22 protein-coding genes are annotated in these 22290 nt (G+C 67.3%); 13 read left to right on the top strand and 9 right to left on the bottom strand.

Annotated elements, in window-relative coordinates; genetic code table 11:
- Positions 1-84: 84 nt before the first annotated feature.
- From ABEA50_RS08435 to ABEA50_RS08425, 3 genes are all read right to left on the bottom strand, one after another.
- Complete coding sequence (locus ABEA50_RS08435; RefSeq protein WP_345494502.1) at positions 85-1017, bottom strand: CDP-alcohol phosphatidyltransferase family protein; 933 nt, start codon at positions 1015-1017, stop codon at positions 85-87.
- The gene (locus tag ABEA50_RS08430) at positions 1017-1775 is read right to left on the bottom strand and encodes a phosphatidylserine decarboxylase (RefSeq protein WP_345494501.1); all 759 of its coding nucleotides are present in this window, start codon (positions 1773-1775) and stop codon (positions 1017-1019) included. The genes ABEA50_RS08435 and ABEA50_RS08430 overlap by 1 nt, the downstream gene beginning before the upstream one ends.
- Positions 1776-1897: 122 nt before the next feature.
- A complete protein-coding gene (locus ABEA50_RS08425; protein ID WP_345494725.1) occupies positions 1898-2170 on the bottom strand; it encodes a GlsB/YeaQ/YmgE family stress response membrane protein in 273 nt (90 codons plus the stop codon).
- A gap of 244 nt (positions 2171-2414) precedes the next feature.
- On the opposite strand from ABEA50_RS08425, the gene ABEA50_RS08420 reads away from it, so the two are divergent.
- Positions 2415-3443, top strand: a complete 1029-nt coding sequence (locus tag ABEA50_RS08420; RefSeq protein ID WP_345494500.1) for a beta-ketoacyl-ACP synthase III — start codon at positions 2415-2417, stop codon at positions 3441-3443.
- Between the two features lie 54 nt (positions 3444-3497).
- Here ABEA50_RS08420 and ABEA50_RS08415 read toward each other — a convergent pair whose 3' ends face one another.
- Complete coding sequence (locus tag ABEA50_RS08415) at positions 3498-3953, bottom strand: SRPBCC family protein (protein WP_345494499.1); 456 nt, start codon at positions 3951-3953, stop codon at positions 3498-3500.
- A 239-nt stretch (positions 3954-4192) separates the two neighbouring features.
- Here ABEA50_RS08415 and ABEA50_RS08410 point away from each other — a divergent pair, with 239 nt between their 5' ends.
- From ABEA50_RS08410 to mnhG, 12 genes are all read left to right on the top strand, one after another.
- The gene (locus ABEA50_RS08410; RefSeq protein WP_345494497.1) at positions 4193-4498 is read left to right on the top strand and encodes a hypothetical protein; all 306 of its coding nucleotides are present in this window, start codon (positions 4193-4195) and stop codon (positions 4496-4498) included.
- Positions 4499-4609: 111 nt separating this feature from the next.
- Entirely contained in the window at positions 4610-6277 is a 1668-nt protein-coding gene (locus ABEA50_RS08405) for an NAD(P)/FAD-dependent oxidoreductase (RefSeq protein ID WP_345494496.1), read from the top strand.
- 15 nt (positions 6278-6292) lie between these two features.
- Entirely contained in the window at positions 6293-7807 is a 1515-nt protein-coding gene (locus tag ABEA50_RS08400) for an ATP-binding protein (RefSeq protein ID WP_345494495.1), read from the top strand.
- The gene (locus tag ABEA50_RS08395; RefSeq protein WP_345494494.1) at positions 7807-8160 is read left to right on the top strand and encodes a UBP-type zinc finger domain-containing protein; all 354 of its coding nucleotides are present in this window, start codon (positions 7807-7809) and stop codon (positions 8158-8160) included. Before ABEA50_RS08400 ends, ABEA50_RS08395 begins: the two co-directional genes overlap by 1 nt.
- A 181-nt stretch (positions 8161-8341) precedes the next feature.
- Positions 8342-8782 (top strand): hypothetical protein, encoded by a 441-nt coding sequence (locus tag ABEA50_RS08390; RefSeq protein ID WP_345494493.1) that lies wholly within the window; start codon positions 8342-8344, stop codon positions 8780-8782.
- 383 nt (positions 8783-9165) lie between these two features.
- Positions 9166-11478 carry an AAA family ATPase gene (locus tag ABEA50_RS08385; protein ID WP_345494492.1) on the top strand — a complete coding sequence of 771 codons (2313 nt, stop codon included), beginning with the start codon at positions 9166-9168 and terminating at the stop codon, positions 11476-11478.
- A 129-nt stretch (positions 11479-11607) separates the two neighbouring features.
- Positions 11608-14508, top strand: coding sequence for a Na+/H+ antiporter subunit A (locus ABEA50_RS08380; RefSeq protein ID WP_345494491.1), 2901 nt, complete (start codon positions 11608-11610; stop codon positions 14506-14508).
- Positions 14509-14548: 40 nt separating this feature from the next.
- Positions 14549-14941 carry a Na(+)/H(+) antiporter subunit C gene (locus tag ABEA50_RS08375; RefSeq protein WP_345494490.1) on the top strand — a complete coding sequence of 131 codons (393 nt, stop codon included), beginning with the start codon at positions 14549-14551 and terminating at the stop codon, positions 14939-14941.
- The gene (locus tag ABEA50_RS08370) at positions 14938-16542 is read left to right on the top strand and encodes a Na+/H+ antiporter subunit D (protein ID WP_345494489.1); all 1605 of its coding nucleotides are present in this window, start codon (positions 14938-14940) and stop codon (positions 16540-16542) included. The genes ABEA50_RS08375 and ABEA50_RS08370 overlap by 4 nt, the downstream gene beginning before the upstream one ends.
- Before the next feature lie 23 nt (positions 16543-16565).
- Positions 16566-17132, top strand: a complete 567-nt coding sequence (locus ABEA50_RS08365; protein ID WP_345494724.1) for a Na+/H+ antiporter subunit E — start codon at positions 16566-16568, stop codon at positions 17130-17132.
- On the top strand, positions 17129-17389 hold the full coding sequence (locus ABEA50_RS08360) for a monovalent cation/H+ antiporter complex subunit F (RefSeq protein WP_345494488.1): 261 nt from the start codon (positions 17129-17131) through the stop codon (positions 17387-17389). The genes ABEA50_RS08365 and ABEA50_RS08360 overlap by 4 nt, the downstream gene beginning before the upstream one ends.
- Positions 17386-17733, top strand: coding sequence for a monovalent cation/H(+) antiporter subunit G (gene mnhG / locus ABEA50_RS08355; protein WP_345494487.1), 348 nt, complete (start codon positions 17386-17388; stop codon positions 17731-17733). Before ABEA50_RS08360 ends, mnhG begins: the two co-directional genes overlap by 4 nt.
- Before the next feature lie 23 nt (positions 17734-17756).
- On the opposite strand, the gene ABEA50_RS08350 is transcribed toward mnhG, so the two are convergent.
- From ABEA50_RS08350 to ABEA50_RS08330, 5 genes are all read right to left on the bottom strand, one after another.
- Positions 17757-19115, bottom strand: coding sequence for a phosphatase PAP2 family protein (locus ABEA50_RS08350; RefSeq protein ID WP_345494486.1), 1359 nt, complete (start codon positions 19113-19115; stop codon positions 17757-17759).
- Between the two features lie 71 nt (positions 19116-19186).
- On the bottom strand, positions 19187-20332 hold the full coding sequence (locus ABEA50_RS08345; RefSeq protein ID WP_345494485.1) for a glutamate--cysteine ligase: 1146 nt from the start codon (positions 20330-20332) through the stop codon (positions 19187-19189).
- A gap of 8 nt (positions 20333-20340) precedes the next feature.
- Positions 20341-21021, bottom strand: coding sequence for a superoxide dismutase[Cu-Zn] (gene sodC / locus ABEA50_RS08340; RefSeq protein ID WP_345494484.1), 681 nt, complete (start codon positions 21019-21021; stop codon positions 20341-20343).
- A gap of 131 nt (positions 21022-21152) precedes the next feature.
- Complete coding sequence (locus ABEA50_RS08335) at positions 21153-21707, bottom strand: LytR C-terminal domain-containing protein (RefSeq protein ID WP_345494483.1); 555 nt, start codon at positions 21705-21707, stop codon at positions 21153-21155.
- Between the two features lie 48 nt (positions 21708-21755).
- Positions 21756-22166: a DUF3263 domain-containing protein gene (locus ABEA50_RS08330; protein WP_345494482.1), complete on the bottom strand. Its 411-nt coding sequence runs from the start codon at positions 22164-22166 to the stop codon at positions 21756-21758.
- Positions 22167-22290 lie beyond the last annotated feature (124 nt).

Raw genomic sequence — 22290 nt, 5'->3', positions numbered from 1 at the left:
TCGCACCGCGAACTTTTCGTATCCTTGCGGCATTCTTGCAACGCCGATGCGCGATCGCTCGAAATCAGCGCGTGCCCTGGGGTTCTAGAGTTCGTCTTCGCTCGGTTTGCCGCCGGGCCTACGCAACCGAAGCCGCGCGGTGGACCCACGGATGGCGGGCCTGCGAAGCGCGGGCCGACGGAGCGCGGGCCTGCGCAACGCGGGCCGCCGAATCACCGGTCTGCGTGCCGCCCTACGCTGCGCGCGCCGCTCGGAAGGCTTGTGCTCCCAGGTCTCCGGTCGCGCCGCGACCCAACGCTGCGAATACCAGGCGAACGGGATGTGCGCGAGATACAGCCCGACGAGCACCAGCAGCAGCACGATCGGATACACGAGCAACGCGGCCGCCGCCGCCGCGACCACCACGAGCAGACCCGCCGCGGCTTGCGGCGCGACCGACACCGACTTCAACGCCAGCGTCGGAATAGTGCTCACCGCCAAGGCCGCCGACAACACCGTCCACACCAGCACCGCGTAGAAGCCGACCCACCAACCGTCACCGAACTGCACGAGCAACGCGACGGGCACCATGGCGATCAACGCACCGGCGGGCGCGGGCACCCCGACGAAGTACTCACGCGCCCAATCCGGGCGATCGTCGTCGTCCATCAGGGTGTTGAACCTGGCCAGGCGCAGCACGATGCTCACCGCGTACAGCAACGCGACGATCCAGCCCGCGCTGTTGCTGTCGAGCAGGGTCACGTACAGCACGAGCGCGGGTGCGACGCCGAAGGAAATGGCGTCGGACAACGAATCCAGCTCGGCGCCGATCTTGGTGGTCGCGTCGAGCATGCGCGCGAGCCTGCCGTCGAGCCCGTCGAGCACCGCTGCCGCGCCGATCATGGCCAGCGCGGTCGGCAGCTGGCCGTCGAGGCCGAATTTCACCGCGGACAGACCCGCGCACAGCGCCATGATGGTCACTATGCTCGGCAGCAGGCGGATCGTCCTACTGCGCCGTGGCGCGACTGCCGATTCCATCACGAACCGGCGTCCACCGAGGGGTCGCCCGATCCCGGTAACGCCGAGTCCAGCACGGCGAGAACAGTTTCCCCGCCGATGGTGCGTTGGCCCGGCCGGACAAGAAGTTCGGTGCCCTCGGGGAAGTAGGTGTCGACGCGGGAGCCGAAGCGAATCAGGCCGTAGGTGTCACCGATGGTCAACACGTCGCCGACCTGGGCATCGCAGACGATGCGGCGCGCGAGCAGGCCCGCGATCTGCACCACGACGAGGCGTTGGCCCTCGGGGGTCTCCAACACCATCGTGGTGCGCTCGTTCACCGAGCTTGCCTCGGGCAGGTCCGCGGAACGGAACTGGCCGGGCTGGTGCATCACCGACCGCACGAGACCGGAGACCGGGGTGCGCTGCACGTGCACATCGAGCACGGACAGGAAGATGCTGACGCGAGGCAACGGCGCTGTGCCGAGCCCGAGTTCGGCGGGTGCGACGGCGGTGTCGACGAGTGCGATCTCACCGTCGGCCGGCGCGACCACGGCGCCGCGACGGTTCGGCGGCACCCGGTCGGGATGCCGGAAGAATGTCGCGCACGCCGCGGCGGCGCCGAGCCCTGCCCTGCGCACCCACTTGTTCCTACCGCCCACGACGGCCACGGCCAGTGGCGTGGCGACGAACGGCAGCCCGGCGGGGTGTAGCGGTGGAATTGCCTTGCGTACCAGGTCGGCGACGTGGCCGATCCCAGTACGTGCTGGCGTGCCGGGTGGGGTGGGACGGCGGGCCACAGGCTCCTCTTTCGTGCTAGACGCGAACGGTTCGCGCCGGGACGACGGGGGTCCGGCGCAAGCGATCACACCCTACGGGAAAGGAGCCGGTGACACCTGGGCGTATACCCAACCGCTACCGGTCAGGTCCTGCTTCGGTTTCCGGTCACCAGCTTCACCAGGAACAACAGGATGACCGCACCGGCAAGGCAGGTGAAGAAGCTGAACCACCAACCACCGCTGTCGACATCGACACCGAGCCATCCCAACAGCAGTCCGCCGAGTAGTCCGCCGACCACACCGACCACGACGTTGAGGATGATGCCCTGCTGAGCATCCGTCTTCATGATCTTGCTGGCGATCCATCCCGCGATGCCGCCGATGATGATCCAGCCGATAATTCCGAGACCCAACATGGCTTCCCTCGAATCCATTGTGTGTCCACGCGATGTGGAACGAATGTCATGGTACGAGCGGCCTACCCCGTTCGAGTCGAAATACGCCGGGCGCATACGCGACAATCGGGATAATATGAGGTGGCCTCATGTCTACGCAGTCGTAGGTGGTGGATGATGGGGAACACCCGCTCGAAGTTTCGGCAACAACCCGGCAGCGCCGCCGCAGGTCACAAGCGCAGCCGCAGGTACATAGGAGACGCACATGGCTGCTCGAATCGCCCAGACCACGGGGGCAGCACACACCGCGATTCTGGGTCTCGGCGTCTACCGCCCGACCCGGATCGTCACCAATGACGAAGTCGCAGGACCGATCGACTCGAGCGATGAGTGGATTCGCACCAGATCCGGGATCAAGACCCGCAGATTCGCCGGGGAATCCGAAACCATCCACAGCATGAGCGTCGGCGCGGCCCGGGGCGCGCTCGAGTCCGCGGGCATCGCCGCCGAGCAGGTCGACTGCGTCATCGTGGCGACCTCGACCCACCTGCTGCTCACCCCCGCAGCCGCACCGCAGATCGCCACCGAACTCGGCATGAACGCACCCGCCGCCTTCGATGTGTCCGCCGGATGCGCCGGGTTCTGCCACGCATTGGCGATGGCCTCGGACCTGGTTCGGGTCGGCACCGCGAATCACGTACTCGTGGTGGGTGTCGAGAAGCTGACCAACACGATCAACCCCACCGACCGCTCCACCGCCTTCCTGTTCGCCGACGGCGCCGGCGCGGTGGTCGTCGGCCCCGCCGAGCAGCAGGGCATCGGCCCGGTGGTGTGGGGTTCGGACGGCACCCAGAGCCACGCCATCCGCCAGGACAAGGACTGGATGGAGTTCTTCGCCGAGATCGACGAGAAGGGACTCGACGCCGTCCGGCCGTACATGCGCATGGAGGGCACCGCGGTATTCCGTTGGGCGGCGCACTCTTTGGAGAAGGTATGCCGTGACGCGGTAGACAGGGCCGGACTGAGCACCGACGACCTGGACGCGATGATCCCGCACCAGGCCAACGGCAGGATCATCGAGATCATGGCGCGCGTCCTCGAACTGCCCGAACACTGCGCACTAGCCAACGACATCGAGGAAGCGGGCAATACCTCCGCCGCGTCGGTGCCCCTGGCGATGGAAGCGTTGCTGCGCAACGGCGAATCCAAGCCGGGCGACACCGCGCTGCTCATCGCGTTCGGCGCTGGCCTTTCCTACGCGGCCCAGGTCGTGACGCTGCCCGATTGGCGGTAGGTAGGACGCGTGCTCCCGCACGGTGCGTCGACACCGTGCGGGAGACCGCTCGACTCAGGAGCCCGATTCCGCCGCGGCCTTGATCCTGCCGAGCGTCTCCTGCATACCGCGCTCCAACAGCCCCTCGAACGGCTGCTCGCCGCCGAGCATCGCATCGATCAGCTTGCGCGAGAACAGGGTCACGCCGGCGGAGACATCGCGGCGCTCGGTCAGGCGCGTGCCTGTCTCGGTGGGCTCGATCGTGTAGCTCCACACCGTGTGGTTCTCGTTGATCCGGAACGCGAATTCCCGATTCGGCTCGTAGCGGACAACGCGTGCGGTGGTCGGCCAGAACTTCTTGCCGTCACGGTTGAAGTTGATCGTCCACGTGCCCTCCTTGGTGCGCCCGAGCGGAATCATTCGCACGCACTGCGGGCTGAATTCCGGCATCCGTTTCAGATCCGACACCACCGCCCACACTCGCTCCGGTGGTGCGGCGACATCGATAACGGCTTCGAGATCTTTCGGCATAACAGCCTCCGGGACTACCCGCGCCCGCCCATTGGCCGGTCGGAACGCTTTCGACAGGTCTTCGGCATCCTAATGGGGAAGGCAGTTGTGTCACATTTTCACACCATGGTCTTCACCAACGGTCACGCTCGGCGCACAATGGCTGACAGAGCATCATCGCAGCAAATCAAATCCCACCAGGCACGACCACGTACCGGAAACCGCCGCGAGGTTTCCGTCCAACCGTGAGGTGATTCGCCGTGAACCTGCGCTCCCTCCTGACACGTCGACCGACCGACCGTCTGGCTTGGCACCCCGTTATCGCACCCGAACACACCTCGGTGTTCCGGAACTCGCTCGGCGATGACGCCAGCCGCCACGACGATCATCCCGGTTACGACTATTCGCAGTACGCGGACTATTGCCACCAACATCCGACGATGCTGCCGCAGGACGACGCGGACACCGACGACGAGGAGCCCGCGCGGCGCAGTGCGGCACAGGAAAGCCTCGAACGCTTGCTCACACCGAACGAGCTGGACGTTATCCGAGGACAACGGCGCTGACCGGGCCGGAATCATGAGTCCGCATCGAGATTGCGCAAACAGCCGGCAAAGAACTTGCGCCCGCAGCGAACGAGCAGGACAGGCCCGCCCACGACGCTTCATAATTCGTAGGTGAGTTCCCCCGCCATCAGCAAGCCGGTCATCCTGAGCGTCGACGATGACCCTGGCGTCTCGCGCGCGGTCGTGCGCGATCTGCGTCGCCGCTACGGCGCCGACTACCGGATCGTGCGCGCCGAGTCCGGCCCGCAGGCCCTCGACGCATTACGCGAACTCGAACTGCGGGGACAGGCGGTGGCGGTACTCATCGCCGACTACCGAATGCCGGGCATGGACGGCATCGAGTTCCTCGAGCAGGCGATGGACCTGCATCCCTACGCGCGCAGGGTGCTACTCACCGCGTACGCCGATACCAGCGCGGCGATCGAGGCGATCAACGTCATCGATCTCGACCACTACCTGCTCAAGCCGTGGGACCCGCCGGAGGAGAAGCTTTACCCGGTACTCGACAGTCTGCTGGAGGCGTGGCGGGCCAGTGATCAGCGGCCGATCACCGAGACCAAAGTGGTGGGCAATCGGTGGTCGCCGCGCTCGTCTTCGCTGCGGGAGTTCTTGGCGCGCAACCAATTACCGTATCGGTGGTTTTTAGCCGACGAGCCGAAAGGCGCACGGCTGCTCGAGGCGGCGAGCGCCGACCCGCAGCGCTGTCCGGTGGTGATCACCTCGGCGGGTTCGGTGCTGATCCAACCCTCCGACAGCGAGCTGGCCGAGCACGTGGGGCTCGCGGTGAACGCCGAGGGCGAGTTCTACGACCTGATCGTCGTCGGCGGTGGGCCCGCTGGGCTCGGCGCGGCGGTCTACGGCGCCTCCGAGGGATTGCGCACGGTGCTGGTGGAACGCACCGCGACCGGCGGCCAAGCCGGGCAGAGCTCGCGGATCGAGAACTACCTCGGTTTCCCCGACGGATTGTCCGGCGCGCAGCTGGCCGATCGCGCGCGCAGGCAGGCCAGCAAATTCGGCGCCGAGGTGATCACCACCCGTGAGGTGATCGGGTTGGAGGTGAACGGCTCGGCGCGCACCGTGCGCTTCGCCGACGGCGGGCGGCTGTGCGCGCACACCGTGATCATCTCCACCGGCGTCGACTACCGACACCACCCGGCACCCGGCGTAGACGAATTCACCGGGCGCGGCGTGTATTACGGCTCGGCGATGACCGAGGCGGCCGGTTGCGCCGAACACGACGTGTACATCGTCGGCGGGGCCAACTCGGCGGGCCAGTCGGCGGTATTCCTGTCACGCAGCGCGCGCACCGTGCACCTGGTGGTGCGCGGTGATGCACTGGCGAATTCCATGTCGCACTACCTGATTCAACAGATCGAGCAGATCCCGAACATCGTTGTGCACACCAACACCGAGGTGAGCTCGGCCGACGGCGACGACCATCTGGAACGGATCATCCTGCGCGACAACAGCTCCGGCGAGGAAGAGAAGGTCGACACCGAACGGCTCTTTCTGTTCATCGGCGCAGCGCCGCAGACCGATTGGCTCGACGGCGTCGTCCTGCGCGACGACGCGGGCTACGTGCTGGCAGGACCCGACCTCCTGGTCGACGGTGCGCGCCCGCCCGGTTGGGAACTCCCTCGGCCCCCACACCACCTCGAGACCAGCGTGCCCGGCGTCTTCGTCGCCGGTGACGTGCACGCCGATTCCGCCAAGCGGGTCGCTTCCGCGGTCGGCGAGGGCGCGATGGCCGTCATGCTCGTGCACCGCTACCTCGCGTAATCAGGAGGAACACAGATGGATTCGGATTCGACGGCCGAGGGCCGTAACCGCGCGGCGTGCGACCCCGCGGAATTGAGCACACTGTTCCTGTTCGAGAAACTCGACGCCGACCAGCTCGATTGGCTGTGCCGCGACGGACGCATCGAGACCATCGAACCCGGCGTCGTCTACCGCGAAGGTGAACCGGCCACCTGCTTCTACGTGCTGATCGAGGGCGAAGTGATCCTCACCAAGCTTTCGGGCGGCGTGGAGATCGAGATGGTGCGCACCGAACATCGTGGCGCGTACGCGGGTGCGTGGATGTCCTATATCGGCGACCGCGTCGAACAGAACTACAACGGGTCCATGCAGGTGAGAAGGACCTCACGGTTCTTCGTCCTCGACGCCGAGATCTTCGCCAGGATGATGCAGGAATGGTTCCCGATGGCGGTGCACCTGCTCGAAGGCGTGTTCTTCGGCAACCGCAACGCCAAAATGCGGATCGCGCAACGTGAACGGCTCCTGGCCCTCGGGTCGCTGTCGGCTGGTCTGACCCATGAACTGAACAACCCCGCGGCCGCGGCGGTCCGCGCCACCTCGGGGCTGCGTGATCGCGTCGCTGGCCAACGCCACAAGTTGGCGATGATGGCGGAGGGCAAATTCGACCCCGAGTCCCTCGGCGCACTGGTGCTGATGCAGGAGGAAGCCGCCGACCAGGTGGCCAAGGCGCCGGAACTGACGCCGATGGAGGCCGCGGACCGGGAAGATCTGCTCGCCGACTGGTTCGACGAGCACGGCATCAGCGACGGCTGGGACCTCGCGCCGAATTTCGTGCAGGCCGGGATCGACATCGACTGGCTCGAACGCGTGGCGGGCACCCTGGAGGGCGCGCCGGAATCGGTGTTCCAGGGCGCGATTCGGTGGCTGAACTACACCATCGAGACCGAACTGCTGATGAACGAGATCGGCGATTCCACCACGCGAATCTCGGCACTGGTCGACGCGGCCAAACAGTATTCCCAGATGGACAGGGCCCCGTTTCAGGTGGTCGACATCCACGACCTGCTCGACAGCACACTGGTGATGCTCAGCCGCAAGATCGGCGACGGGGTGCGGGTCACCAAGGACTACGACCGGTCGCTGCCCGAATTACCCTGCTACGCGGCGGAATTGAATCAGGTGTGGACCAACCTGATCGACAACGCGGTGTACGCGATGCACAGCGAGGGCACACTCACCATCCGTACCAGGCACGAGAACGATTGCGCCGTCGTCGAAATCGGCGACACCGGACCCGGCATCCCCGAGGACAACCGCGCGCGCATTTTCGAGCCCTTCTTCACCACCAAGCCGATGGGTGAGGGCACCGGACTCGGTCTCGACATCTCGTTCCGTATCGTCGTGCACAAGCACGACGGCGACATCAGGGTCGAATCCGAACCAGGCAACACCACATTCACCGTGTGGCTGCCACTGCACCCCACCACCGAGAACAGCGAAGCGAGCACGACCGAAACCCCACAGACGCCCCCCGCGACAGGAGACCGGTGATGGCAGCACAGCTCGAAGGCATCGACCCCGGCGCGACACCGAGCGGTACAGGTTGCGCGGAATGCGACGCGGCACAGGGCTGGTGGGTGCATCTACGGCGCTGCGCGCAATGCGGCCACATCGGCTGCTGCGACAGCTCGCCCGGCCAGCACGCCACCGCACACGCGACCGCGACCGGTCATCCGTATATCCAGAGCTTCGAGCCGGGCGAGGACTGGTTCTACAACTTCGACACCGAGGAAAGCTACAGCGGCGGACCGGAACTGGCGCCACCCAACAGCCATCCCGCCGACCAAGGCGCACCGGGGCCGCGTGAGCGTGTCCCGGCGGACTGGCAGTCCCAGATCCACTGATTTCAGCGATCGTTCAGACGATCGCAAGCACGTCGACCCATGGTTGTTGCTCGAGCACCGCGCATCGGCGCCGGTCCTCTAGCCACGGGAGGCTGCTATGACCACAGACCGATCGAACCCGGTACGCTGCACCGAGCGCGCCGGAGGCCCCGGCGCACCGATCCACCGGGGAAAGCACGGTATGCAGCGAACTTCCATCATGGTCATCGCCACCGCCGCGGCGGTCGCGGTGCTGGCCGGATGCGGGTCCGACACCGACACCGCCGCCGACGCCAACGGCTTGCGCAGAAACAGCACCACCACCGCGAGCGCGCCACACACCGAAGCACCGGAGAGTTCCGCGACACCCGAGCAGTCACAGGAACCCGGCACCGAGGAATCCGCGCCCGTCAACCAGCCCGACCCCGACCTCGGGCCCGCTTCACAGACCACGTGCGCGGAGTTCAAGCAGTTGCAAGGCGAGGCGGAGAAGGCGCGGATCGAGGAGATCCTCGCCGAGAACCCCGGTAGCCCGTTCGAGGGCTCCCCCAATGTCGCGCTCGGTACCGCGAAGCTCGTGTGCCTGTCGGCCAGCCAGGCCGACACTCCCGTCGCCAAGGCTGCCGGGATCGTCAAGCGCTGACCCTGCTGAACGTGATCCGCTCGGCGACTCGACCGCGCGGATTCGTCACACACCACGCACGTTCGCACAGCGCCGAATCCGATGCTGCGCAGCGCCACGACCACCCGTTACCGAGCGCGATCACCACAGCGAAGTGTCGGCCCGGCTCGGGCACCACTCAGGCACCGCGTGTTCCCCTGCCGTCGATCAGATCGCACGGCGCCGCCGGGCCGCCGGGCAGAGGTGCCGATCGCGCACTGCGGTGCGATCGGGTCGGCCGCGCGCACCCGGCTCCCGCGGTCACGTTGTCGTTGCGCGACGGGTCGGTGTCGCGACCGCCGGCGCTGCCCGGCAGCTGATCGTCTTCGCACCGCCACACTTCGGCGGTGACCTAACCTGGCTAGGTGGCCGACCTAGCGCTCACCGCCCGTCTCAACCAATCCGCCGCCGACGCTCGACGCGGTGTGGTCCGACTGCACCCCGAGGCGTTGACCGCGCTCGGGCTACGCGAATGGGACGCGATCGCCGTCATCGGGTCGCGGCGCACGGCGGCGGTGGTCGCCGTCGCCCCCTCGGGCACACCCGCGGGGGTCGCACTGCTCGATGACGTCACCCTCTCCAACGCGGGTCTGCGTGAGGACGCCAGCGTGGCGGTCGCGCCGGTCACCGTGTTCGGCGCGCGGCGGATCTCGGTGAGCGGCTCGGTGCAGGCCACCCGCACCATCGCCGCGGCGACGCTGCGCCAGGCACTGCTCGGCAAGGTTGTCACCGTGGGTGACGCGGTCTCGCTGTTGCCGCGCGATCTGGGCCCCGACATCAGCTCTTCGGCTGCGACACAGGCGCTTTCGCGTGCCTTCGGCATCGCGTGGACCACCGAACTGCTCACCGTCACCGCGACCGACCCGAGCGGCCCGGTGAGCGTGCAACCCAATACCGCCGCCGACTGGGGTTCCGGCGCGGCGACCCCCTCCGACGACGGCGATCGGCCGACAGCACGGCCCGCGACCGCGACCACCACACCCAGCACGACCACCTCGACGATCGACTCCCCCACCGCCGAGCACGCCGTGACCGATCCCGCCGAGAATGCGCCCGCGCCGACCGAAGCACCGCTGTCGATACCGGTGGAGGATCTGGCCGGGTCGACAACCCAGGCGGCCAAGCTCGCCGAATGGCTGAGCCTCGCCCTCGACGAACCGGAACTGCTGCGCACCCTCGGCGCGACACCCCATCTCGGCGTGCTCATCACCGGTCCCGCCGGGGTGGGGAAGGCCACCCTCGCCTGTGCCGTGACGGTCCCCCGCCGCATCGTGGAACTGGACGGCCCGACGGTCGGCGCGACCGAGAGCGGCGCACGGCTGCGCGCGGTCGCCGAAGCCGTGGCCGACGTCGCCTCCGGGCAGGGCGGGATTCTGCTGATCACCGATATCGACGCGCTGCTGCCCGCACAATCGGAGCCGGTCGCCACGCTGATCCTGGACCAGTTGCGCGCGGCGGTCGCCGCAACCTGTGTGGCCTTCCTCGCGACCACCGCGCACCCGACCGGCATCGACGCGCGGCTGCGCGCCCCCGACCTGTGTGACCGGGAGCTGACACTCGCGCTCCCGACCGCGGTGGTCCGCAAGGCCCTGCTGGAACAACTGCTGCGCAAGGTGCCGACCTCGGCCCTGAAACTCGACGATATCGCCGCGCGCACACCGGGTTTCGTCGTCTCCGACCTGGCCTCGCTGTGTCGGGAGGCGGCGCTGCGCGCGGCGTCGCGGGCCAGCAGAGACCACGCCGACCCGGAGTTGGCGCAGGCGGACCTGGTCGGCGCACTCGAGGTGATCCGGCCGTTGTCGCGTTCGGGGATGGAGGAACTCGCCGTCGGCAGCCTCGCACTGGACGACGTCGGCGACATGGTGGAGACCAAGCAGGCGCTCACCGAATCGGTGCTGTGGCCACTGCGCCACCCCGATTCCTTCGCCCGGCTCGGTATCGAACCACCGCGCGGCGTGCTGCTCTACGGCCCGCCCGGCTGCGGCAAAACGTTTCTGGTGCGCGCGTTGGCCGGAACCGGTCAGCTCAGCGTGCACTCGATCAAGGGCGCGGAACTGATGGACAAATGGGTCGGCTCCTCCGAGCGCGCCGTGCGCGAATTGTTCCAGCGCGCAAGGGATTCCGCACCATCGCTGATCTTCCTCGACGAGGTCGACGCGCTCGCGCCGCGCCGAGGACAGAGCAGCGACTCCGGGGTCGGCGACCGGGTGGTCGCCGCACTGCTCACCGAGATGGACGGCGCGCAGGCGCTGCGCGACGTGGTGGTGGTCGGCGCGACCAACCGGCCCGAGCTGATCGACCCCGCATTGCTGCGGCCGGGAAGGCTGGAACGGCTGGTGTTCGTGCCGCCGCCGGATGGTGCGGCGCGACTGGAGATCCTGCGCACCGCGGGACGCTCGGTGCCACTGGCCGACGACGTCGACCTAGCGGCGCTGGCCCGACGACTCGACGGCTACTCCGCCGCGGACTGTGCCGCGTTGTTGCGCGAGGCCGCACTCGCGGCGATGCGCCGCGATCTCGACGCCGCCGACGTCACCGTCGCCGACGTGACGGCGGCGCGCGCGGTGGTGCACCCCTCCCTGGATACCGACCAGGTCGAATCACTGCGCCGCTACGCGGAGAATCGTGGCCAGGCCGCGAGCAATTCGGCGTCCGGGAACGAGGGGCGCTACCTGTAACGCAGTAGCGGCGGCATTGCCACCGGATGTGACATGGCCAACGCCGTGCTCACCGCAGCACGGAATGCTCCCAGGCTCCACGTAAGATCGTCCAGGACGACGCGCCACCCCGACCCGACGGAGTGAAGTTTGCTCGCGATCCTGCTCGCTCACGGCGCCGCCGCACTGGTGGCGCCGCTTCTGGTACGAGTGCTGGGCCGCAACGCTTTCTACCTCCTCGCGTTGGTCCCGCTCGGCGGCTTCGGCTGGGTGCTCGCGAATTGGGGTAGCACCCAACGCGTTCAGTGGGAGTGGGCGCCCAGCCTCTCGATGGACATCGACCTGCGCTTCGATTCGCTGGCCGGAGTCCTGTGCGCGCTGGTGCTCGGTGTCGGCGCGCTGGTACTGGCCTACTGCGCGAGGTACTTCCACGACGACGAACCACGCCTCGGCCTGTTCGCCGCGTTGCTCGTGGGTTTCGCCGGTGCCATGTTCGGCCTGGTGACCAGCGACAACATGCTGGTGCTCTATATCTTCTGGGAAACAACGACGGTGTTGTCGTTCCTGCTCGTCGGCCACAACGCCGAACAGGCGGTCAGTCGCCGCGCCGCGATCCAAGCGTTGCTGGTCACCACCGCCGGTGGCTTGGCCATGCTGGTCGGGATCGTCATCATCGGCGAATCGACCGGCAGTTACCTGTTGTCGGATCTGCTGTCGGGCGCGCGGCCGGTCGGTGCGGCGTCGATACACGTTGCCGTAGCGCTGATCCTGGTCGGCGCGCTCAGCAAATCCGCGGTGGTGCCGCTGCACTTCTGGCTACCGGGCGCGATGGCCGCACCGACACCGGTCAGCGCGTATCTCCACGCCGCCGCCATGGTGAAGGCGGGGGTCTACCTGGTGGCGCGGCTGGCGCCGATCTTCGCCGACGACCCGGTGTGGCGGCCGCTGATCCTGATCCTCGGCACTGGTTCGATGCTGTTGGCCGGACTGCGCGCGCTCGAGGTGACCGACCTCAAACTGGTGCTCGCCTTCGGCACAGTGAGCCAACTCGGCTTCATAATGGTGCTGGTCGGGCTCGGCACACCCGACGCGGCGCTGGCCGGGATCGCGATGGTCATCGCACACGCGCTGTTCAAAGGTTGCCTGTTCATGGTCGTCGGCGTGATCGACCACAGCGCGGGTACAAGGGATCTGCGCAAACTATCCGGGGTCGGTCGCCGCGCTCCGGTGCTGTGCGCCACCGCGATACTGGCCGCGCTGAGTATGGCGGGAATACCGCCGCTGCTCGGGTTCGTCGGCAAGGAAGGGGCGTTGGGCGCGGTACTCGACGCCGAGGTCCTCGCATGGCCCGCACGACTGGCGCTCGTGGTGGCCCTGGTGGTCGGCTCGATGCTGACCGTCGCCTACAGCGTCCGATTCCTCTGGGGTGCCTTCGCGAGCAAACCGGGAGTCCCCGTGATCGACGTGGATCCCGCGGCGAAAGTCGAGCACGCCACACCCGCCGAAACCGATCCGACCGTGTCGGGTCCCGCGCACAGTTGGCATGCACCCGGCGCACTGTTCGTCGCGGCGCCCGCCGCACTCGCGGTGCTGAGCCTCGTCGCGGGCCCCGCGGCCGCCCTACTGGACCGGGCAGTGGCCGACTATCCGAAAAGCCTTCCGGGACACCTCGAATCGCACTTGGCGCTGTGGCACGGGTTCACTCTCCCGCTCGCACTGAGCGCGGTCATCATCGTCGTGGGGTGCCTGTTGTTCGGCCTGCGCAACAGGCTCGCCGACCCGGTGCACCCGATGCTCGGCAACGCCGACCGCGCCTACGACGCCACCCTGCGCGGTATGGACCGGTTGTCGCTGCGGATGACCGCGGCGGTGCAGCGCGGTTCGCTGCCGCTGAGCCTGGCGACCATCCTCACCACCCTGGTCCTGCTGCCGATCATTCTGCTGATCGTCGGCGCCAACACCGAAGTGCGGCTACGCCTGTGGGATTCGCCGCTGCAATTGGCGATCGGCGCGATAATGGTGGCGATGGCGATCAGCGCGACGGTGCTGCGCAATCGTCTTGCCAGCGTGCTCGTCGTCGGTGCCACCGGCTACGGGTGCGGTGTGATCTTCGCGCTGCACGGCGCACCCGACCTCGCACTCACTCAGTTCCTGGTGGAAACCCTCACCCTGGTGATCTTCGTCCTGGTGCTGCGTGGTTTCCCCGCGACGATCGAGGCGAAGCGCACAGCGGCCTTCAAGGCGCGCAGGGCGATCTTCTCGGTCGTGGTCGGCGCCGCGGTCTCGGTGCTGCTGGCCTTCGCGCTCGCCGCGCGCAACAGCGAACCCATCTGGGACCGGATCTCCGATGCCGCGTACGAATTCGGCGGCGGGAAGAACGCGGTCAATGTGCTGATCGTCGACATTCGCGCCTGGGACACCCTCGGTGAGATCTCCGTACTCGTGGTCGCGGCCACCGGCGTCGCCTCACTGGTGTTCCGCAGCCGACGCTTCGGCAGCGCACCCCGCGCGGCCGACGCCCCGAACTACGACCCAGACCTGGTCAGCTGGCTGCCCGCGGGCCGATTGGTCTCGCGCGCCGACCGGTCGATGGTCCTGCAAATCACCACCCGCCTGGTGTTTCCCACCATCATGGTGCTCTCGGTGTACTTCTTCTTCTCCGGACACAACGCGCCCGGCGGCGGCTTCGCGGGCGGACTCACCGCGGGACTGGCCCTCACCCTGCGCTACCTCGCGGGCGGACGCTACGAACTCGGCGAGGCGCTGCCGGTCGACGCGGGACACATTCTCGGCGCGGGCCTCGCACTGGCCGCGGGCACCGCGACGGCGTCACTGTTCTTCGGCGCGCCGCCGCTGTCCTCGGCCATCTTCGAGGTGACGCTGCCGGTGCTCGGCCACATCAAGTTGGTCACCGCCCTGTTCTTCGATCTCGGCGTGTATTTGATCGTCGTCGGCCTGGTCCTCGACGTGTTGCGCAGCCTCGGCGCGCGCCTGGACAGCGAACTGGCCGCCAACGAGGACACCTCCCCCGTGCGTGGTGATGCCGTATGAAAGCCGAGCTACCGATCCCGGCCGACGGCGAGGTGACGGCATGACGGTGAACCTGACCCTGGTGGTCCTCATCGGCATCCTGGTCGCCTGCGGCGTGTACCTCGTGCTGGAACGCGCGGTATCGAAAATGCTGCTCGGACTGATCCTTTTCGGCAACGCGGCCAATCTGCTGATCATCAGCGCGGGCGGCGCGGCAGGCAAACCGCCCATCCGTGACTCCGGCGAAGCGGGCAATCTGGACGCACAGTCCTCGGCCGACCCGCTGGCGCAAGCCATGGTGCTCACCTCGATCGTCATCACGATGGGGCTCTCGGCGTTCGTCCTCGCCCTCGCCTACCGCTCCTTCCTGCTCACCACCACCGACGATGTCGAGAACGATCCCGAGGACGTCGACGTCGCGAGTCGGCGCGAAGGAGAGGACCCGGAAGATTGAGCCTCTCCCCCAGCTTGTTACCGACGCTGATGCCGCTTCCGGTGCTGTTGCCGTTGCTGGCCGCGGCGGGCACCCTGATCTTCGGCCGTCGGCCGCGCACCCAGCGGGTGCTGATGCTCACCGTGCTCAGCAGCCTGGTCGTGATCTGCGGTCTGCTGTTATATCTGGCCGACCGCGACGGCACCACCGCATTGCAGATCGGCGCGTGGGAGACACCCATCGGCATCACCTTGGTCGCCGATCGACTCTCGACCGCGATGCTGCTGGTTTCCTCGATCGTGCTGTTGGCCGTCGCGTTCTACGGTGCGGGCCAGAACATCCGCGACGGCGGCGAGCGGCAGCCGACCTCGATCTATCAACCCACCTATCTGGTGCTGAGCACTGGCGTCTCGGCGGCATTCCTCGCGGGTGACCTCTTCAACCTGTTCGTCGGCTTCGAGGTGCTGCTCGCGGCCTCGTTCGTGCTGCTGACGGTGGGCGGCACCGCCGAGCGCATCCGGGCGGGTGTGTCGTATGTGATGGTGTCGATGGTGTCGTCGATGATCTTCCTGACCGGCATCGGCCTGGTCTATGCGGCCACCGGCACCTTGAATCTCGCGCAGCTGGCCGAACGAATGGCCTTGGTGCCCACGGGCACCCGCACCGCCATCTACGCGGTGCTGCTGGTGGCGTTCGGCATCAAGGCGGCGGTGTTCCCGCTGTCGAACTGGCTGCCGGACTCGTACCCGACCGCGCCAGCCCCGGTGACCGCGGTGTTCGCCGGGTTGCTGACGAAAGTCGGTGTGTACGCGATCATCCGCACCCAGACGCTGTTGTTCCCCGGCAAGGAGTTCAACACGGTACTGCTGGTGTGCGGGCTACTGACGATGCTCGTCGGCATCTTCGGCGCGATCGCGCAGAGCGACATCCGTCGACTGCTCTCGTTCACCCTGGTCAGTCATATCGGTTACATGATCTTCGGAGTCGGGCTCGCCAATCTCGCCGGGTTGGCCGGCGCGGTGTTCTACGTGGCCCACCATATTCTCGTGCAGACCGCGTTGTTCCTGGTCGCCGGGTTGATCGAACGTCAGGCCGGTTCGACCTCGCTGCGCAGGCTCGGTGGCTTGGCCTCGGCGAGTCCGTTGCTCGGTGTGTTGTTCCTGATTCCGGCGCTGAATCTCGGTGGGATACCGCCGTTCTCCGGTTTCATCGGCAAGGTGGCTTTGCTGCAAGCCGGTGCGATCGACGGCAGTGTGCTGGCCTGGGTGCTGGTCGGCGGCTCGGTGGTCACCAGCCTGCTGACGCTCTACGCCATGGCGCGGGTATGGAGCAAGGCGTTCTGGCGCCCGCGCGCCGAAGCACCGGAGGGGCACTTGACGGCGGCCAGCACGCCGACGCTGGTGGAGGATTCCAGTTATGTGCACTACGACGAGCGCACCCTACCCGGCCGGATGCCGTTTCTGATGGTCGGTTCGACGGCGGTGCTGGTCGCGGTCGGCGTCGGCATGACGGTATTCGCCGGTCCAATCCTCGCCATCGCCGATCGCGCCGCCGACGAACTGCGCGATCCGGGGCACTACATCACCGCCGTGCTCGGTGGCGACGACGGGACGCCGCGATGAGCAACATGGATCGGGTCAAGGGCGTGCAGCGCGAAACCCTGGTGCGCATCGGGGTGCTGCTGTGGTTGACGATCGTCTACATCGCGTTGTGGGGCGATCTGAGCATCGCGAATGTGTTGGGCGGCCTGGCGATCGGCGCACTGATCATGCTGCTGCTTCCGCTGCCGAGGGTGCCGGTCTCCGGGCGACTGCACCCGTTGTCGTTGCTGCAATTGATCGTCGTCGCGTCGTATTACGCGGTCGAGTCCAGTTTGCAGATCGCCTGGTTCGCGATTCGCCCCGCACCACCACCGGTCTCCGGGGTCCTGCGGGTGTACCTGAGCACCCGCTCGGATCTGGTGCTCGCGCTGTGCACCGACGTGCTCAACCTGATTCCCGGCACGATCGTGCTGGAGATAGACCGTCGTCGCTGCATCGTCTACGTGCATGTGCTCGATGTGGGCAGCGAGGAGGCGGTGGACAAGTTCTACCGCACGACAAGGCATGTGGAGCGTCTGCTGATCAACGCGTTGGAGCGACCGACCGAGTGGCGGTCGGTGGATCCGCACACCGGTCGCAACAACCCCGAACCCCCGGAGCTGGCCTCATGACCGTTGTCGTACTCATCGCGGCCGTGCTGCTGATCGCCTCGGCCCTCCTCACCAGTTTCCGAACACTGGCCGGGCCGAGCACACTCGACCGGGTCGTCGGTCTGGACTCGCTGGTGGCGATCGCGGCCTCGGGCCTCGCGGTCTGGGCGGCCTTCAGCGACGACACCACCGTCGTCCCCGCGATCGTGGCGTTGGCGCTGGTGGGATTCCTCGGCTCGGCGGCGGTCACTCGATTCCGGGTGCGTGATGACCGATGAACCTGTGGCACTGGATCTCCGGGGCGTTGATGCTGGCGGGCTCGCTGTTCGCGCTGACCGCTTCGATCGCCGTCGTCCGCTTTCCCGACACCCTCACCCGCATGCACGCCGCGACGAAACCCCAGGTTGTGGGGTTGGTGCTGGTGTTGATGGGTGCCACGATCGAGCTGCGCGGCCACGGCAATGTCTGGGCGCTGATCCTGGTCGGCGTTTTCACGCTGGTCACCGCGCCGGTGACCGGGCACCTCGTGGGCAGGACCGCCTACCGCGAACAACGCCACCGCGACGGCTTACTCCGCGTGAACGAGCTCGGCGACAAAGACCCCGACAACGATACCGACTGAATCCCGTTCAGCCCCGGTCGCTCTCACACACTGAATTCGGGTTCGGTTCGCGCACCGACGCTTTCGCGATTCTCGGCGAACCAGGTCGCATGGAAGGCCACCGCGTAGGCCGCCAATCCCGCGAGCACGAGGGTGCCGAACGGCACCGGATATTCCGCCATCCACACCGCCAGGTAGCGGTAGGTCAGCAGCAGCGCGGCGAGCAGGCCGAGACCGAGCCCGACCAACCGCACCCGGAACAATCCCCAGCCGCGCTCGGGTTCACGCAGCGCCGATTCGACGGTCAAGCACAGTACCGCGCCAGCGACGAGGTCGACGCCGTAGTGGTAGCCGAAGCCGAGGGTGGCGGCGAGGGTGGCCAACAACCAGAAGGTGCCGATCCAGCGCAGCAGCCGTGGCGCGCGGGTGCCGTCGGTATCCCGGCGGGTATGCAGGAATACCGACAGCGCCCACGCGGTGTGCATGGACGGCATGCAGTTACGCGGGGTCTCGGTGTCGAAGGCCAGCGGCATCGGGTTGTGGTCGATCGGTGCCACCACACCCGGCCAGTAGTTGCCCAGTTGCAGGCCGTGCCCGTCGGGTCCGAACGCGAACATCGGTCCCACGACCGGGAAGATCAGGTACACCACGGGTCCGAGCAACCCGAGCACCAGGAACGTGCGTACCAGATAATGCGAAGGCCATCGTCGGCTGGAGACCACCCGGCGCAATTGCCACACCGCGACCACGATCGCGGCGACCGGCAGTTCGATATACACCCAGTGCAGCACCGCGTACACGCCGGGACCGAGTGCGTCGAGCACCCGACCGAGTACCCATGACGGGTCGCCGAGCGCGTGATCGGCCAGCATCAGATATTCGTCGAACACCGAGGGTCCGGCGAGGACGGTGATATGCAACCACACGTCGCTGACCTTGGTGGCCAGGATGAGCAGCGCGCCGAGCGCCACGGCGTGCAGCGCGTCGCGCCGCTCGACGCCCTGCCAGCGCACGAGCGCGACCACCCCGAGAACGGTGAGCACGATGACCGGCCCGTTGCCCACCGCGAAGGATGCCCCCGACGACAGCCGGATCGCCACCCACACCAGGTCGATGGCCACGGCGGCGCCGACGGCGAGGACGCGGCGGCGCCAGGAGATGCCGACCACCGCGAGGATCAATCCCGCCCACGGCACCGACATGGACTTCGGCGTCGATACGTAGTCGTGCCAGAGACTTTCCAGCGGTCCCTCGAAACCCCGCAGCGCCGCGAACACTTGCAACGCGATCAACAGCACAGGGACCGCGGCCACCCCCGCGAGGACCCAGCTTCGGGCGCGCGGACCGCGGGAGAATACTCGCGCGTTTCCCCCCGCGCTGAAACCTGGTTTCTCGACTAGCACCCACCCATAGTAAACGTCAGGTGAACGCCATCCCCCTGGCCAGCTGAACAGCAGCCGACGACAAGCCGCCGCTAGCCGCGTAACTCCTCGACCAGCGCGTCCACCACTGCGATCAGATCACCCTGCGCCGCGGCGGCGACCCGACGCTGACGCTGATAGGAGGCGCCGTGTTCGGGAATGCGCTCGACCGAGGCCAGCTCGCGCGCGCACCCCAACCGGGCCGCGGTGGGCTCCAATCGATTCAACAGATCGGTGAGGTCGTCGGTCACCAGGCGTTCGTGGTTGTCGTCGTCGACGATGAGGATGGCGTCCAACCCGTAGCGCGCCGCGCGCCACTTGTTCTCCTGCACATGCCACGGCGGCAGGGTGGGCAAAGTCTCACCGTTGTCGATCCGCTGGTCGAGATCGACGATCAGGCAATGAATCAGCGCGACGATGGCCGCGAGCTCTGCGCGCGAAGACAATCCGTCGCATACCCGCACCTCGATCGTGCCCCATTTGGGTGCGGGCCGGATGTCCCAGTGCAGGCCCCCGAGTTGCTCGATCACCCCGGTCACCCGCTGGTCGTGCACGAACTTCTCGAACTGCGTCCAGTTCTCGAACTGGAAAGGCAAACCGGCGGTGGGCAGTTGCTGGAACATCAGCGTGCGATTGCTCGCGTATCCGGTGTCCGAGCCCGCCCACATCGGCGAGGACGCCGACAGCGCGAGCAGATGCGGGTAGGACAACAGCAGCGAGTTGAGGATCGGAAAGACCTTGTCCCGGTGTGAGACCCCGACGTGCACGTGCACGCCCCAGATCATCATCTGGCGGCCCCACCACTGCGTACGCTCGATCAGTTCGTCGTAATGCGTCGACCTGGTCAGCTGCTGGGCCGACCACTGCGCGAACGGGTGTGTGCCCGCGCAGAAGAGGTCGACGCCGAGCGGGTCGGCCGCGCGGCGCACGAGGTCCATCGACGAGCCGAGGTCGTCGATCGCCTCGCCGACAGTGTGATGTACACCGGTGACGAGCTCGACCGTATTACGCAGCAGTTCCTTGCTGACCTGCGGTGTGCCGTCGTGCGCGCGGGGATCATCGAGTGAATCGAACACCGCCGCAGCGGTATTCGATAGATCGCGGCTCACCTTGTCGACGAGCGCGATCTCCCACTCCACACCGAGCGTGGGTTCGGGCGAGCCGCCGAAAGAAACCTCTTCGATCCTTGCCCGACCCATGTCGGTACCTACTGGATGACGCCGCAGGCGACGCGACCACCCGCGTCGCCGGTCGACAGCGTGGACTCGTCGGGGCCGGTCTGGCCGTCGGCGCGGGTGTAGCGGCCGGGGATGTTGCCGAAGTTGTCGGCGTCGGCGTGCACGACGACGGCCTTGTCCTTGATGTCCTCGATGGTCAGCTTGTCGGTGGTGGTGACGAGCTTGGCCGAGCCGTCGCCGCGCACCTCCAACGAGGTCAGGTCACCGCTGGCCGGGTGCGACGTGGCGCCGCCGACCTGCAAATGCCCTCCGGCGGAGAGGAAGTTGCCCGCGGGGCCGCCCGTAGGCGCGACCGAGTTCGCCTCGCACTTGCCGACCTGGTGCACGTGCAGGCCGTGGAAGCCGGGCGTCAGCCCGTGCGCTTCGACGGTGACCTGCAGGTGGCCGCTCTGGTCGGCGAACACGGCGGTGCCGAGGGTGATGCCCGCCGGGTCCTTCAGGTCGACCTTCAGACCCTCGCTACCCGACTCGTTTTCACCGGACTCGGAGCCGCCGGCGGGTTCGGGTGAAGCCGACCACACCGGCGGAGTGGTGCCCTCGACGTCACTCGATTCCTGACTGTTCGAGCACCCCGCGACAGCGAGCGCCGCGACGGCGAGCATCGGGGTCACGGTCCACCAGGACCGGCGACGAGTTGTGAACGGGGCCATCGAGGGACTCCTTTACGAGTACCGAGTTACGAGTGACAAAATGATGCCACGCACGACGTGTCGCGCCGTGGCAGGGCCTGCGGCCGTGCGAACACCGACGCTGGTAACGGCGTCGGAGTCGCGGTGGGTTTTCACTGTCCGGTGACGATCACGGTCACGCCCGTGCCGGTGCCGCCCGCCGCACCGGTATCGGGCTCCGCAGCGCCACCGAGTTCATCGGCGATGCGCTTCGCGGTCTCCTGCGCCCCCGCCTCCGGCCCGTAATACACCGTCGTGGTGGGCAGGATGCTGCCGCCATAGTTGCCGGTCTCGACGACCGAGAACCCTTTGCCCTTCAGCTCATCGGCGGTTTTCCCCGCGAGGCCCATCACCATGCTGTTGTTCAGTACGCGCACCGGAACACTCTGGGCGACGGGCGAAGTCGTGGTGGTCGGCGCCGCACTGGTGGTAGTCGGGGCCGCGCTCGGCTCGTCGGCATCCGAGGTCGGCGCCGGGGCCGGGGCCTCGGTGGCGACGGGCGCCTGGGACGAGGTGGAGGTCGGGGCGGCGTCGGCTTGCGAATCGTCGGTGTCGGCGCTGGACAACGACATCGCACCCAGGCCGCCGAACACGATGGCCAGTGCGATCAACACCATCGCCAACGCACGCAATGGCGGCCCACCGGAGGTGGGATTCGGGTTGCTCACCCTGCGCAGCCTAGTCGCATACCAGACGCGGATGCCCGCATCACCCGGTTAGACCTGGAAACCGAGTCGCCGCGCCGCGCGTGCCTTCTGACGGCTCGCCCGCAACCTGCGCAGTCGCTTCACCAGCATGGCATCGGCTGCCAGCGCCTCCTGCCGGTCGACCAGCGCGTTGAGGACCTGGTAGTAGCGGGTCGGCGAGAGGCCGAACAGTTCGCGGATGGCTTCTTCTTTCGCCCCCGCGTATTTCCACCACTGCCGTTCGAAGGCGAGGATTTCGTGTTCGCGACGGGTCAACCCGTCTTGCGGATCGTCCTCGGCGGCCGTGCTGTGCGCGTCCGCGGCGGTGTTGTACGGGTTCGTCGCCGGTTCCGCCGCAGCGGGAACCGCAACCGTGACTTCATCGCTCGCGGAGAGGCCGTCCTGGATCGCGGAAAGATTCCGCGCCGCTGCGCCGTCCATCTTGCTCCCTAGCCCAAGTGGTCACCAGTCGAAATCGGTGCTCATACGTCGCGAATCATTGAACCACGCGGCCCGACAGTTGCCCGGTCTACGGCTCGGCGTGTTCGTTACCGACGGGTAAACC

Origin of the sequence: Nocardia callitridis (assembly GCF_039543305.1) — a bacterium.
In the GTDB taxonomy this organism is placed as follows: Bacteria; Actinomycetota; Actinomycetes; order Mycobacteriales; family Mycobacteriaceae; genus Nocardia; species Nocardia callitridis.
This window is presented reverse-complemented; position numbering and strand designations above follow the sequence as displayed.